At 37.6% G+C, this 14212-nt stretch carries 11 protein-coding genes and 1 pseudogene; 6 read left to right on the top strand and 6 right to left on the bottom strand.

The window, feature by feature from the left end; translation table 11 throughout:
* Positions 1–42: 42 nt before the first annotated feature.
* Complete coding sequence (trpS, locus tag GGG_RS0108430) at positions 43–1056, bottom strand: tryptophan--tRNA ligase (RefSeq protein WP_010113844.1); 1014 nt, start codon at positions 1054–1056, stop codon at positions 43–45.
* 196 nt (positions 1057–1252) lie between these two features.
* Between trpS and GGG_RS0108435 the strand changes: the two genes are divergently transcribed.
* The 3 genes from GGG_RS0108435 to GGG_RS0108445 all read left to right on the top strand — a co-directional run bounded on the left by GGG_RS0108435 (position 1253) and on the right by GGG_RS0108445 (position 4888).
* On the top strand, positions 1253–2179 hold the full coding sequence (locus tag GGG_RS0108435) for a DUF808 domain-containing protein (RefSeq protein WP_010113846.1): 927 nt from the start codon (positions 1253–1255) through the stop codon (positions 2177–2179).
* Between the two features lie 50 nt (positions 2180–2229).
* The gene (locus GGG_RS0108440; RefSeq protein ID WP_010113848.1) at positions 2230–3120 is read left to right on the top strand and encodes a neutral zinc metallopeptidase; all 891 of its coding nucleotides are present in this window, start codon (positions 2230–2232) and stop codon (positions 3118–3120) included.
* Between the two features lie 268 nt (positions 3121–3388).
* The gene (locus tag GGG_RS0108445; protein WP_010113850.1) at positions 3389–4888 is read left to right on the top strand and encodes a sodium:proton antiporter; all 1500 of its coding nucleotides are present in this window, start codon (positions 3389–3391) and stop codon (positions 4886–4888) included.
* A 76-nt stretch (positions 4889–4964) separates the two neighbouring features.
* On the opposite strand, the gene GGG_RS0108450 is transcribed toward GGG_RS0108445, so the two are convergent.
* The gene (locus tag GGG_RS0108450; RefSeq protein ID WP_010113851.1) at positions 4965–5930 is read right to left on the bottom strand and encodes an alpha/beta fold hydrolase; all 966 of its coding nucleotides are present in this window, start codon (positions 5928–5930) and stop codon (positions 4965–4967) included.
* 112 nt (positions 5931–6042) lie between these two features.
* On the opposite strand from GGG_RS0108450, the gene GGG_RS0108455 reads away from it, so the two are divergent.
* Positions 6043–6363 (top strand): MGMT family protein, encoded by a 321-nt coding sequence (locus tag GGG_RS0108455; protein ID WP_227500490.1) that lies wholly within the window; start codon positions 6043–6045, stop codon positions 6361–6363.
* Between the two features lie 99 nt (positions 6364–6462).
* Here GGG_RS0108455 and GGG_RS0108460 read toward each other — a convergent pair whose 3' ends face one another.
* Positions 6463–6900, bottom strand: coding sequence for a universal stress protein (locus tag GGG_RS0108460; RefSeq protein ID WP_010113854.1), 438 nt, complete (start codon positions 6898–6900; stop codon positions 6463–6465).
* Positions 6901–7373: 473 nt separating this feature from the next.
* Here GGG_RS0108460 and GGG_RS0108465 point away from each other — a divergent pair, with 473 nt between their 5' ends.
* Positions 7374–8132: a hypothetical protein gene (locus GGG_RS0108465; RefSeq protein ID WP_227500491.1), complete on the top strand. Its 759-nt coding sequence runs from the start codon at positions 7374–7376 to the stop codon at positions 8130–8132.
* 60 nt (positions 8133–8192) lie between these two features.
* Positions 8193–9641 (top strand): annotated as a pseudogene (locus GGG_RS21610) (P-loop NTPase fold protein).
* Here the strand turns inward: GGG_RS21610 and GGG_RS0108475 are convergent.
* The 3 genes from GGG_RS0108475 to carB form a co-directional block, all read right to left on the bottom strand.
* Entirely contained in the window at positions 9638–10258 is a 621-nt protein-coding gene (locus GGG_RS0108475; protein WP_010113858.1) for a CatB-related O-acetyltransferase, read from the bottom strand. The pseudogene GGG_RS21610 and the gene GGG_RS0108475 sit on opposite strands and share 4 nt — an antisense overlap.
* A gap of 139 nt (positions 10259–10397) precedes the next feature.
* Complete coding sequence (gene greA / locus GGG_RS0108480) at positions 10398–10874, bottom strand: transcription elongation factor GreA (protein ID WP_010113860.1); 477 nt, start codon at positions 10872–10874, stop codon at positions 10398–10400.
* A gap of 95 nt (positions 10875–10969) precedes the next feature.
* The gene (carB, locus tag GGG_RS0108485; RefSeq protein ID WP_010113866.1) at positions 10970–14203 is read right to left on the bottom strand and encodes a carbamoyl-phosphate synthase large subunit; all 3234 of its coding nucleotides are present in this window, start codon (positions 14201–14203) and stop codon (positions 10970–10972) included.
* Positions 14204–14212: the final 9 nt, after the last annotated feature.

Raw genomic sequence — 14212 nt, forward strand, 5'->3', positions numbered from 1 at the left:
CTTTTTTGTTTATTCAATGCACAATAATATTTTAATTAAAGTTTAAAAATGAAATACACCTAAACCATTTTTAACTTCATCTAGCGTATTTTGCGTGATGATACGGCACTTTTCAGTACCTGTTTTCAAAATGTCCATGATGTAATCAGGGTCTTTTGCAAGCTCCATACGACGTTCACGAATCGGTGTGATCAATTCTTTCAAAACGCCTTCAAGACGTTTTTTCACCGTACCATCACCTAAACCACCACGGCGATAATGCGCTTTTAATTCTTCCACTTCTTCTTTATTTGGATCAAAAGCATCTAAATAAGTAAATACAATATTGCCTTCAACTTGCCCTGGATCTTCAATACGAAGATGATTCGGGTCAGTGTACATTGCATTTACCGCTTTTTTAATGTCTTTATCAGAAGCATCTAGCACAATGGTATTGCCTAAAGATTTAGACATTTTGGCTTTGCCATCAAAACCTGGCAAACGACTCATATTCGATAAAAGTGCTTTGCATTCAGGCATAATTTCTTGCCCGATTTGACGATTCAAACGACGAACAATTTCATTGGTTTGTTCAATCATTGGAATCTGATCTTCACCAACAGGCACAACAGTCGCTTTAAATGCTGTAATATCAGCAGCCTGTGCAACTGGGTAACATAAGAAACCTGCTGGAATATCACGTTCAAAACCACGTAATTGAATTTCAGCTTTAATGGTTGGATTACGTTCTAAACGAGAAACAGTCACGAAGTTTAAATACAACATGGTGAGTTCGTTTAATGCAGGTAAGCATGATTGAACACAAATCGTGGTTTTCGTTGGATCAATGCCAACAGCCAAATAGTCTGTTGCTACTTCCAAAATATTGCGACGAACTTTTTCAAAGTTATCGGCATTGTCAGTCAGCGCTTGAGCATCGGCAAGAAGTAAGTGTTGATGATGAGAATCTTGTAAGCCTACTCGTGAGCGTAGAGAACCTACAAAATGCCCTAAATGTAGTTGTCCAGTAGGACGGTCGCCTGTCAAAATCACAGGACGATTATCTTGATTCGTCATTATCGCTTCCAAAGTCTTATTAAAGGACAGTCGTGTTTTGTGAATGCGCACATTGTACGAGATAATTTATTTTAATGTCAGTGAAATTTGGTGATGAGCAGATTTTTATAGATAAATGTGAAAATCTGCAAAATTTTCTATAGAAAAAAGCATTTTCAAATTAAAATAGCCAAATAACTAAAACTTAGGATAAAAAATGGCGAGTAGTTTATTAATATTATTAGATGATATTGCAACTGTTCTCGATGATGTTGCCGTGATGAGTAAAATGGCTGCTAAGAAAACAGCAGGTGTTTTGGGTGATGATTTAGCTTTAAATGCACAACAGGTCAGCGGTGTTCGTTCTGATCGAGAGCTTCCAGTGGTTTGGAATGTTGCCAAAGGTTCATTTATTAATAAATTAATCTTAGTTCCTTTGGCTTTATTGATCAGTGTCGTTGCGCCATGGTTGATTAATCCTTTGTTGATGATTGGTGGTCTGTTTCTGTGCTATGAAGGTGTGGAGAAAGTCCTCCATAGCTTGCATCATAAAAAAGCCAAAACAGAAGAAGCTGCTCATCAGGAAATGGAACAGATCGAAACTGATCTAGCGACGTTTGAAAAAGACAAGATTAAAGGTGCAGTGCGTACTGACTTTATTCTTTCTGCTGAAATTGTTGTGATTTCATTGGGTACAGTGGCTACGGCAACATTTGGTACCAAAGTGATGGTTTTATCTGTTATTGCAATTCTCATGACTGTAGGTGTTTACGGTTTTGTGGCAATGATTGTTAAAATTGATGATCTTGGTTTGTACTTGACTCAACAAGCTTCCAATCTGAAACAAACTATTGGGCGTGGTTTATTGGCTTTTGCCCCTAAACTGATGAAAACTTTGACTATCGTTGGTACGGTGGCCATGTTCCTCGTGGGTGGTGGAATCATTACACATACAGTTTCGTCATTACATCATTTGACAGAAGAAGCTGTTGATCATGCACAACATATTCCAACAGTGGGAAGTATTGTGGGAGCAATGACACCGACTTTAATCAATATGCTCGTGGGTATTGTTGCAGGTCTGATTGTTGTATTGGTTATTGGATTAATTCAAAAAATCCGTGGTAAATCGACAACTGCATAAGTTGAAAGCAATTCGCTATTTTCAATTTATAAAATAAGAAGGATAAGGCTATGCGTTGGAAAGGACGTCGTGTCAGTGAAAATGTCGAAGATCGACGTGGTGGTGGCGGTGTAAAAGCAGGTGGGATCAGTATCCTTGGGCTTATTGTGGCCTTTGTTGCGTGGAAGTTTTTCGGTGTTGATCCTCAGCAAGCTTATCAAGCGACCAAGCAAGTGACATCGGCAGGTGCAACGCAAAGCGCTGAACCGACTACACTCACGCCTGAGCAGAAAGAAGTTAAAGATTTTGTTGGAACAATTTTGGCGGATACGGAAGATACGTGGACCACCATTTTCCAGCAACAAGGTGCGCAATATACGCCTCCTAAATTGCAACTTTTCACAGGGACGACAGATTCAGCTTGTGGAACAGCACAATCTGCTATGGGGCCATTTTATTGTCCTGCAGATCAGAAAGTTTATATTGATACCCAATTTTTTAAAGATATGCGTCAGCAAATGGGAATTTCAGGTGAGCAAAATCAATCTGAACTTTCTGCCAAAGATGAAGCTGGTGATTTTGCACAAGCTTATGTGATTGCGCATGAAGTTGGACATCATGTGCAAAATCTTCTTGGGATCTCTTCACAAGTACAAAAAGCCCGTCAACAAGCCAGTGAAGCACAAGGCAATCAGCTTTCTGTACGTTTAGAATTACAAGCAGATTGCTTTGCAGGTGTTTGGGCAAATCATACTCAGCAACGGACTCAGTTCTTAGAACAGGGTGACATTGAAGAAGCGATGGATGCTGCACAAAAAATTGGTGATGACTATTTGCAAAAACAAGCCCGTGGTTATGCAGTTCCAGATAGCTTTACGCATGGAACAAGCCAACAGCGGATGCAATGGTTTAATGTCGGTTTAAAATCTGGTGATGTTAATCAATGTGATACTTTTAAATAAAATCTATTTAAAAACCATGTATTGCTGTATGTAAAAAAGATGCATTGCTGTATTGAAAGAGAGCGCTTTTAACGCGCTCTCTTTTTGTTTTGGAGTGGTTGATCAATACAGACAGTTTTATGTTAAGAATTATAAATATTTGCTTAAACTTTCTCATTTTTTTGTAAAATTACCAAGATGGTTAAATGGTCTTTTATTTTGTATCTATTTGGGAAATGATCGAGTGTTTGATGCTAACTTAAATTAGAAAATAGACGACAGGGTTTGCATGGGTAATTATTTTTTTCTACAAGTTTTTACGGTCGTTTTTGCACTTTCTATTGCAACAACTATTTTTAATAAACGTGTTTTAGGTTTCCCTCAGGCTATTGGTGTTCCAATTGTTTCTGCAATTTTTGTCTTTATTTTGCAATGGGGCGCAGGTCTGCTCAACGGAAATCAGTTTATCTCGATCAATATTCACAATATTGAAGAAGCTGTACGTCACATCGATTTTTATGATTTTTTGGTGAATGGGGTCATTTGTTTTATTTTGACTTCATCTGCGCTCAAATTTAAAGTTTCAGATCTGAAAGTTTATTGGAAACCGATTAGTATTCTTGCCACCATCGCACTGTTATTCTGCGCTGTATTTTTTGCAGGAATCGTGTTTGGTTTTCAATATTTGATTGGAAATCCTGTTCCGATTTTAGTGTTATTGCTATTGGGTTCTGCTTTAGGTGCAACCGATCCGATTGGTGTTAAAGGGGTTTTAAGTTCGGTTCGTGCGCCACATCATTTGATTGTGAAACTTGAAGGTGAATCTTTATTTAATGATGCCATGTGTATTGCAGTATTCATGACCTTATTAAATGTTTTAGAAGGTGAACATTTTAGTTTAGTAGCAACCTTACAAACCTTTCTCTATGAAATTGTTGTTGCTGTGATTATCGGTTGGGCATTTGGTTTAGGTATTTTACGTTTACTTCGTGGTAAACATGAAATGGAATCTTTGATTCTGACAACTGCTTTGTTGGCATGTGGTTCTTATCTGGTTGCCTTATTAGCTCATGCTTCAGCACCGATTGCATGTGTTATTGGTGGTTTAATTGTTGGTAATAAGTGGAAAGAGATTTTACAAGAACGAGAAATCCGTGAAGTTAACCACTTTTGGCATACTGTTGAAGGTATTATCAATTCATTCTTATTTACTTTAATTGGTTTGGAAATCTTCATTTTAGATTTAAGTACCAGTTTGATTCTTGGCGGTATTTTTGCTTTCTTTGCATTACATCTTTCACGTTTCGCTGCTAACTTTTTGGCCTTTGCATTTTTCCCAAGTTTTAGGCAAAAAAGTTATAACGGTAGTTTAGCTATTTTATCTTGGGGTGGGGTACGTGGTGGTATTTCTTTAGCATTGATTCTTGCGGTTGCGAATATTCCAGAACTTCATGAGTACAGTAGTATCTTGATTGGTTATACATTTATTAGTGTATTACTTTCAGGTGTGGTTTGTGGTCTAGGTTTGCCTGCTGTAATGAATGCTTTTTATTACAATCCGAATGAAGAAACGGTTGGTTTTAAAGGGTGGTACCAACGGATGTGTAATAAAATGAACCGTAAAGGGGTGAAATACATCGTAGGTGAGGACGCAGAAGGGCATGAAACCATCACCATTTATAATCCTGAAGCCTTAGTTGATAAGAAATCTGCTGACGGTGTAGCAACGGTACATCATCCTAAAAAGGCACAAGAAGTAAAACGTTTGGAAAATCCAGCGAACTTCTAATCGTCAATGCTTTCGGTACTCACTCTTTTGATCAAGGAGAGAGTACCAAGCGGATTTGACGTTAGGCTAAATTCAGTTATTTCGCATGTTTACTTAAAAAGTCCAAATAAGGTTTAACCATTAATTGCTCTTGTTCCAAAATTGGCATGTGTCCTATCCCTTTTAATATGATAGGTTCTTGAGCGTTCTTTAATAAACTTTTTAACTCCGCTGCTGCTTCAACATTGATGATTTGGTCTTTATCACCCCATGCAATGAGTACAGGTTGGTCAATAGAGCGTGCCGCAATTGCAAAAGAATCAGGGGTAAATAATTTCGACATCACAATCAATTGTTCAACCAATTTTGAAGTATTTGCAGACTGGCTGATCATTAACTTTTCTTGCGCATCTTTCAATTCTTTTGGAATGAACGGTGGTGTATTCATGGCGATTTTCATTAAACGATCAAAATCACCGGGTTTGCTGACAATCATATTACGCAGCGTTGTTGGATCTTTTAAATAAGGGGTATTTGCAGATTTAAATACACCTGCACTATCAACCAAGAATAATGATTTCGTATCAACAGGATATTGTGCAACATAAAGTAGGGCAACAGCACCGCCCATGCTATGACCTGCAACATTTAAACCATTATCAACTTTAAGTGCTTCAGCAAAACGACGTAACTTTTCAGTTAAATTCGGAAGTGAGTAATCAAAATCATTGGGAACTTTGCTGTCACCTTGACCGGGTAAATCTGGAATAATGACATGATAATAAGGTGTTAAATAACGTGCTAAACGATTCCAGTTATCTCGACTCCCTGCCAAACCATGAACTAATAATAGTGTCGGTTTACCTGCTTGACCACCTTCACTATAGGCCCAGTCAATATCACCGACTTTAATACGCTTCGTTTCCATACCTGCCCAAGCGCGCTCTTGTTGCAGGACACTTTGAATGTCAATAGAAGGTGCTGCTTGGGTTTGAGAAACTACTCCGATTGATGCTAAACCGATAGCCGAAGCAAGGAGTAATTGAGATAAAGTCCGTTTCATAGATATACTCTTGTTGTTTTAGATATTCTTTTAAGAGTAAAAGAGTAGTGAGCAGAATACATTTGCCTAAAAATTGTAAACGACTCTTTATTGGTCAATGGTGATTGCAATCATGCAAAATAATGAACTTGCACAGCTTATTCTCAATGTTATTGTGCAGATTCCGCAAGGGAAAGTTGCCAGTTATGGACAAATTGCTCAATTGGCAGGCTTGCCTAAACATGCTCGATTGGTTGGGCGTGTTTTAGGACAATTGGAAGAAGGGCATGCGATTCCGTGGTATAGAGTGGTGAATTCACAAGGTCGAATTAGTTTGAATAAATTGGATGAGCAGGGCAACTGTATCCAGAGTGCATTGTTATTAGCTGAAAATGTAGTAGTGATTGATGGCAAAATTAATTTAAAAAATATCAATGGACACCTTGATTGCTAAAATTTAAAAATCCCCATCATGATTTTCTGATAGGGATTCTAGTTTCGAATGTTTAAATATTTCCAATCAGGCTGTTCAAACCCGTTTAAAAATCTAAAACTATTTAATAACCAATACTGGAATCTGTAATTCTGTGATGAGGCTTTGAGCAACACTGCCCATTAACAATTTTTGGAAGCCTGTGCGACCATGAGAGCTGAGAACCACCAAATCAATTTTTAAATCAGTCGTGGCTTGGGTGATTGTACGTGCAATGTTTTCACCTTCAAGTAAACGCGTTTCAACTTTTACACCTTCTGCAAGAAACTGTTCTTTTGCAACATTAATATTATCTTGGATAAATTCTCGTGCACGTTCAATCAGCATATTGCTTTGACCGTTCGCAAGATATTCTGAAGCAATATAAGGGTCTAAAGTCATGACCTGTACGACGATGATTTTACTGTTAAATGCTTTGGCTAATTCAGCAGCATGTTTAACCACAGAAAGAGAAGTTTCTGAACCATCAACAGGGACAAGGATATTTTGATAAGCCATAAGTAATTTCCTTATTTTGATAAAAATGCTGAATTGAATGATGAAAAATGAACACGTAAATCAGTTTACACATTGATCATAACGTGAATATGAATAGAATAAAACCCAGTAATTTTATAGGGATAATTTATTGAAATATCTTAATTTATTTTTAATTAGTCAATAGCTTGTAATATCAAAATCAAGATATTTAAATCTGGAGAAACATCATGGAATTACAGGAAATTTAGAAAATAATTTAGCTAGGGAATGCTTAAAATCATGAGATCATTAACATCGATAAGAACAAAAAATATACATAATTCTAAGGATCATTATATGTCTATGTTGGAAAAGTTAAATTATTGTTCATGTTAATGATCTCGTGTGTATTGAATGTCGAATATTCTTGATTGTTTTTTGGAAATATTCACATTCATCATGCAAGATAAGCTTAATTTGATAGGACGCTGGAGCAATTATTGGTCATGAATATGCATAAACATGTTGTAATCCAATCCGTATTATTCTCATCGTTCATGGTGTTTTCAGTACAGGCTTTTGCTGTGGATGCAATTCAGGCTGTTCCTTTGGTTAAATTGAAATCTGAATCTTTACAGTTAAAAAAGATCTGTGCCAGTTTGAATTTAACTTGTTCAGAAGGTGTAAATCTATGGAAAAAGAAAGCAGCGAATGATAGTAAAGTTTATTTAATTGATAGCACGCCTCAATTGATTGAACTTGTTAAAAATAAAAAGAGCTATAAAGTCGCTGATGCATGGAATTTTAAAAATTACCAGCATCACAATAAAAATTCTGAGGATGGTGAGTTGGGCGACTATGGCGTTGAACTCTTTCCTGCATTTTATCCTTTGAATCGTCAAAAGTTTGCAATTGCTATCGTTCAGCATTGGGGTACTGGTTATTCAGGTGGTGGTAAAGGTGAACAGTTTGCAGATTTTGTGATGTTAGAGCCGAAGGGGATGTATCAGTTAGCTTTGGCCGATGTTCCTTTTTATTCTTATGAAATGATTCGAGCATGTTTTTCTGAAAAAGATTATAAGACTTCGCCGCATTGCCATGATGAAACTGGTTCAAGTTTATCGATTCAATTCAAGGATATTGGAAAGCCCTATTATCAATGGACTTTGAATTATACAGACTTTACTTGGGAAGCTTTTAAACCTGAAAAGGATAAAGTCGTGGAAAAGCATCGTGTAGTGATGATGCCGTTTGAGCAGAAGAAAAAATGACTTTTCAATGTAGATGGAGTTCGGTCATACTATTTTTAATTTGATGATAATGAACAAAGTATGACTGAACAAAATCAATTAAATTGGCAACGTACAAATTTAGATAATATTGAACAAGCTTGGGAAGGCGATCTTTGGCATCGAAAGCGTTTAGGCGTTCAATTGACCAATTATGTAGATCGTTTGAACTGTGGTGCTGTGCTTGCTTTAGATGCACGTTGGGGCGAGGGGAAAACTTGGTTTGTAAGACATTGGAAAAAACATTTAGAAGATGAAAACCATAATGTGATTTATTTGGATGCATTTGCAAATGATTACTTGGAAGATCCATTTTTAGTAATTTCTTCTGAGATTACAAGTTGTTTATCTAAAGATGATGATGTTGATCAAAGTCATATCAATACATTTAAGGAAAAAGCTGCGGCTGCTTATCAAGCCTTATTGCCAAGTTTACCTAAAGTGTTGCTTACACTGGGACTAAATTTGATTAGTGGCGGAGTTCTAGGAACATTAGCTCAACAAGCTTATGAAACAGGTGAAAAAGTTATTGAATCTGCAAGTGATGAAATTGGTGAAAAAATAAAAGAAAGCATTGAAGCTAAAATTGAAAGTCATGAAGCAGATAAAAATACGTTATTAGCATTTAAGCAAGAATTAGCTCAATTAGCAGATAAGTTATAAAAACCTTTAGTTTTTGTTATTGACGAACTCGACCGTTGTCGTCCTGATTTTGCGATTCGTTTGATTGAGCGAATTAAGCACTTTTTTGATATTCCTAAAATTGTATTTGTTTTAGTGATGGATAAAACTCAATTTTCAAAAGTCGTTTGCCATAACTATGGTTATGATGAAAAGTTGGGTGAGGAATATTTAGATAAGTTTGTAGATTTTACAATTAAACTCAAAAGCACATTAAATGAACCTGACTTTTATGAAGAAGTGATTAAATATTTATTCGTAAGTGTACTTGGATATAAGTATGAGGTGCTAGAAAGTAATAATTTTTATCATGAGTGTAGAGCATATAATCAAGCAACTGGGTATTCAAAAAGAGAAATTATAAATTTAATTCATAGGTTTTCATTGTTAAAAATAGGCGACGATAAAAAGGACTCTTTAATTTTAGCAACTTTATTTTTCAAAAATTCAAAAGACTTATTTAAGGATATTTTTTTAGCCATTCATAATTATACAGATTTTATGATTCGTAAAAGTAATAGTACTTTTGAAGATGCTTGGCACAAAACGGATAGGGAGCAAAGAACTAATATTATGTTGAATGTGTGGAGTGATTCATTTGAGATATCTTCATCCATAGTCAACTTTTTAAACTTAGTTAAACAAAATATAGGAGACCGTGACTCATTCATAAGTAGCCCTATATTTACACAGAAAGTTGATCAAAGAATATTATCATTACTTAGAAGTTATTCAATAAATTCTTTATATCAATCAAATCAGTTTGATCTGAAATGGTTTCAATATGTAGAGTCAGGTATAGGTCATTAAGCTAAATTTAGATAAGTACTTAGTACTTCCACATCATCCGTCTGCAACTCCTCTCGCATTTTTAAAATCTGCTTTTCATCTAAATCATACAATTTAAGGGAAAGCAGTTTTTCTATATCTTGTTCAGAAAAACGATACTTAATCACTTTGGCAGGAACACCGCCGACAATCGCATAAGGTGGTACATCCTGCGTGACGACAGCACCAGTTGCGACCACAGCACCTTCACCAAGAGCCACACCTTGCATAATCATGGCACGACTACCAATCCAACAACCATCACTGATGACTGTATCACCCGCAGCTAAAAAACTACGAGTATCAAAAGGGAAAGTTGAAATCCAATCTGGACGGTGTAACTGATTACCACCCATCATAATCACACATTCCGCTCCAAAACAGACGAAATTGCCGATATATAACTGATCAATTGGCTTTTCAACGGTAGACGGTTTGTCATGTAAATAACGCACTACACAACGTTCAAAACCTTGATCCCAATAAGCTGAATAATAAGAATAATTACCCTTGATGTGAATGTTCGGATTCTTCACAGTTTTAGAAATAAATTCAAACTCACACCAATGTTTTACAGGGGAGTTAATTGAGTCAGTCATAGGAAGTGCAAAGGGTAGTTGATGCTTTTATTTTATATGAATAGCTTGAAAAGTCTAAACAATCCTTTACTGCATTCTTTTTATGTCTTCATATTTTTTATAACAACAAAAAGGGCTGAATGATCAGCCCTAGATTTGATTAAATATATTCTACAGTCACAATTTCGTATTCCACTTCACCTTGTGGCGTCACAATTTTTACTTCGTCGCCTTCATTTTTACTCAATAGGCCACGAGCAATAGGTGAATTAACTGAAATTTTATTGATCTTAAAATCAGCTTCATCATCGCCAACAATTTTATAAGTCTTACGTTCTTCAGTGTCGATATTTTCAATCGTTACCGTTACACCGAAAACCACACGACCATTTTGTTCAAGTGTTTTCACATCAATTTCTTGAGCAGCACCAAGCTTACCTTCGATATCTTGAATACGACCTTCACAGAAACCTTGTTGCTCACGAGCTGCATGGTATTCTGCATTTTCTTTTAAATCCCCATGTTCACGTGCTTCTGCAATTGCTGCAATGATACGTGGACGATCAACAGATTTAAGCTGTTGTAATTCTTTCTCTAAGGCAACCTTGCCTTCAGGAGTCATAGGATAACGTTGCATTGTTGTCCCTCAAGTATGTTAGTGAATATAAAACACAGGTTTAGAAATAAAAAAAGCCCGCTACCAAGAGGTAACGGGACTTCTCGGTAAACGAATTAACCTACAGTTTGTAAATCTTGCAAACGGTAAACATCCATTGGCAATTGAATCGCTAAAGCTTGGCATAAAGCATCAGCACCATTCAAGGTTGTAGTGTTATACACTTTACCTTGTAGCGCTGAACGACGAATCGAGAACGAGTCTTCTTGAGCTTGCTTGCCTTCAGTTGTATTAATAATGAGGTGAATTTCGCCATTTTTCAAGCGGTCCACGATATTAGGACGACCTTCAGTGACTTTATTCACACGTTCACATTCAATACCAGCTGCTTTAATGACATCATAAGTACCGCCAGTTGCGATCACTTTGAAGCCAAAATCAACAAGTTGTTTGGCAATACCGACTGCACGTGGTTTATCTGAATCACGAACAGAGATAAAGGCATGCTTCACTTCGCCTTCGGTTGGAAGACCCGGTAAGCGTTCATTTGCACCTAAAACAGCTTTATAGAATGCTTCACCAAACGTTTTACCAACACCCATCACTTCGCCTGTAGATTTCATCTCAGGGCCAAGAATTGGGTCAACACCAGGGAATTTGTTGAAAGGGAACACAGCTTCTTTTACAGAGAAGTAAGTCGGGATGATTTCTTTTGTAAATCCTTGAGATTCTAAAGATTGACCCGCCATACAACGTGCTGCAACTTTCGCTAAAGATTCACCGATACATTTAGAAACGAACGGCACAGTACGTGATGCACGTGGGTTCACTTCTAAGATATAAATGTCTTCGCCTTTCACAGCAAACTGAACGTTCATCAAACCAACAACGCCAAGTTCTTTAGCCATCGCAATGGTTTGACGGCGCATTTCGTCTTGGATTTCGTCAGAAAGCGAATATGGAGGAATCGAACATGCTGAGTCACCTGAGTGAATACCAGCTTGTTCAATGTGCTGCATAATACCGCCAATCACAACGTCTTTACCGTCAGATACACAGTCTACGTCAACTTCGATCGCATCATCTAAGAAACGGTCAAGTAACACAGGCGCTTCATTTGAAGCTTGTACCGCATCACGTAAATAACGCTTCAATTCATCGTCGTTATACACGATTTCCATTGCACGACCACCCAATACATAAGAAGGGCGTACAACCAATGGATAACCTACTTTCGATGCTTCAGCCATACCTTCTTCAGCAGATTTAACAATGCTGTTGTTTGGTTGGCGAAGTTGTAGACGTTGAATCATTTGTTGGAAACGTTCACGATCTTCTGCACGGTCAATTGCATCTGGTGATGTACCGATAATTGGTGCACCTGCTTCTTCTAAAGCACGAGCCAATTTAAGCGGAGTCTGACCACCGTACTGAACAATAATGCCTTTTGGCTTTTCAGTACGTACGATTTCAAGAACATCTTCTAAAGTGATCGGTTCGAAGTACAAACGATCAGAAGTGTCATAATCTGTTGAAACTGTTTCAGGGTTACAGTTCACCATGATTGTTTCGTAGCCATCTTCACGCATTGCAAGCGCTGCATGTACACAGCAGTAATCGAATTCGATACCTTGACCGATACGGTTAGGACCACCACCGATGACCATGATCTTGTCTTTACCTGAAGGATTCGCTTCACACTCTTCATCGTAAGTTGAATACATATAAGCAGTATCAGATTCGAATTCTGCCGCACAAGTATCAACACGTTTGTAAACTGGCGTTACGCCCAAGTTCCAACGATGCTTACGGAATTGTTTTTGTGAAATACCCATCAAATTCGCAATACGAAGGTCAGATAAACCTTTGCGTTTAAACGAACGGATATTGTCAGCGTTTAAATCACCAAAACCTAAAGTTTTAATTTGTTCTTCAGTTTTGATAATGTCTTCGATTTGGATCAAGAACCATTTATCGATATTGGTTGCAGCAAAAACGTCATCTAAAGAGAAACCGTGACGGAACGCATCAGCAACATACCAAATACGCTCTGGGCCTGGAACTTTAAGTTCAACCAAGATTTTATCTTTAACGTTTTCAGTACCTGCTTCGATTTTCTCATCGAAACCACATACACCAACTTCAAGACCACGAAGCGCTTTTTGTAAAGACTCTTGGAAATTACGACCAATCGCCATTACTTCACCTACAGATTTCATCTGTGTGGTAAGAGTTGAGTCAGCTTGTGGGAATTTTTCGAAGTTAAAACGAGGGATCTTCGTTACAACGTAGTCGATTGATGGTTCAAAAGAAGCAGGTGTTACACCGCCAGTGATGTCATTTTTCAATTCATCAAGGGTATAACCCACAGCCAATTTCGCAGCGATTTTTGCAATCGGGAAACCTGTTGCTTTTGAAGCCAAAGCAGATGAACGAGAAACACGCGGGTTCATCTCGATCACAACCATACGACCAGTGTTCGGGCAGATACCGAATTGAACGTTTGAACCGCCAGTTTCAACACCAATTTCACGCAATACTGCTAAAGAAGCATTACGCATGATTTGGTATTCTTTATCTGTCAATGTCTGTGCAGGTGCAACAGTGATTGAGTCACCTGTATGCACACCCATTGGGTCAAAGTTTTCAATCGCACATACGATGATACAGTTGTCGTTTTTATCACGAACAACTTCCATCTCGTATTCTTTCCAACCAATTAAAGATTCATCAATCAATAATTGTTTGGTTGGCGAAAGATCGAAACCACGTTCACAGATTTCAAGGAATTCTTCTTTGTTATAAGCGATACCGCCACCTGAACCACCCATCGTGAACGAAGGACGGATAATCACAGGGAAGCCGAAGCGTGCTTGAATTTCTAAAGCCTCTTCCATTGATTCAGCAATATCAGCTTTTGGACATTCAAGACCAATTTTACGCATTGCTTCATCAAACAGTTTACGATCTTCAGCTTTTTCAATCGCTTCTTTTGATGCGCCAATCAATTCAACATTGTATTTTTCTAAAATACCGTTAGCATCAAGTGCAAGGGCACAGTTTAACGCTGTTTGACCACCCATTGTCGGAAGAACAGCATCTGGGCGTTCTTTCTCAATGATTTGCGCAACAGTCTGCCAAGTAATCGGTTCGATATACGTTGCATCTGCCATTGCAGGGTCAGTCATAATGGTCGCTGGGTTAGAGTTGACCAAAATAACGCGATAGCCTTCTTCACGAAGCGCTTTACAAGCTTGTGCACCTGAGTAGTCAAACTCACATGCTTGACCGATCACAATCGGACCCGCACCAATAATTAAGATGCTTTTAATGTCTGTACGTTTAGCCATAATCGCTTC

The organism is Acinetobacter sp. P8-3-8 (assembly GCF_000214135.1).
In the GTDB taxonomy this organism is placed as follows: domain Bacteria; phylum Pseudomonadota; class Gammaproteobacteria; order Pseudomonadales; family Moraxellaceae; genus Acinetobacter.

Coding starts and splice junctions, on each gene's coding strand:
- GGG_RS0108465 (WP_227500491.1), top strand. CDS start 7,374: ATGCATAAACATGTTGTAATCCAATCCGTATTATTCTCATCGTTCATG.
- greA (WP_010113860.1), bottom strand. CDS start 10,874: ATGCAACGTTATCCTATGACTCCTGAAGGCAAGGTTGCCTTAGAGAAA.
- GGG_RS0108440 (WP_010113848.1), top strand. CDS start 2,230: ATGCGTTGGAAAGGACGTCGTGTCAGTGAAAATGTCGAAGATCGACGT.
- carB (WP_010113866.1), bottom strand. CDS start 14,203: ATGGCTAAACGTACAGACATTAAAAGCATCTTAATTATTGGTGCGGGT.
- GGG_RS0108455 (WP_227500490.1), top strand. CDS start 6,043: ATGCAAAATAATGAACTTGCACAGCTTATTCTCAATGTTATTGTGCAG.
- GGG_RS0108445 (WP_010113850.1), top strand. CDS start 3,389: ATGGGTAATTATTTTTTTCTACAAGTTTTTACGGTCGTTTTTGCACTT.
- GGG_RS0108475 (WP_010113858.1), bottom strand. CDS start 10,258: ATGACTGACTCAATTAACTCCCCTGTAAAACATTGGTGTGAGTTTGAA.
- GGG_RS0108450 (WP_010113851.1), bottom strand. CDS start 5,930: ATGAAACGGACTTTATCTCAATTACTCCTTGCTTCGGCTATCGGTTTA.
- GGG_RS0108435 (WP_010113846.1), top strand. CDS start 1,253: ATGGCGAGTAGTTTATTAATATTATTAGATGATATTGCAACTGTTCTC.
- GGG_RS0108460 (WP_010113854.1), bottom strand. CDS start 6,900: ATGGCTTATCAAAATATCCTTGTCCCTGTTGATGGTTCAGAAACTTCT.
- trpS (WP_010113844.1), bottom strand. CDS start 1,056: ATGACGAATCAAGATAATCGTCCTGTGATTTTGACAGGCGACCGTCCT.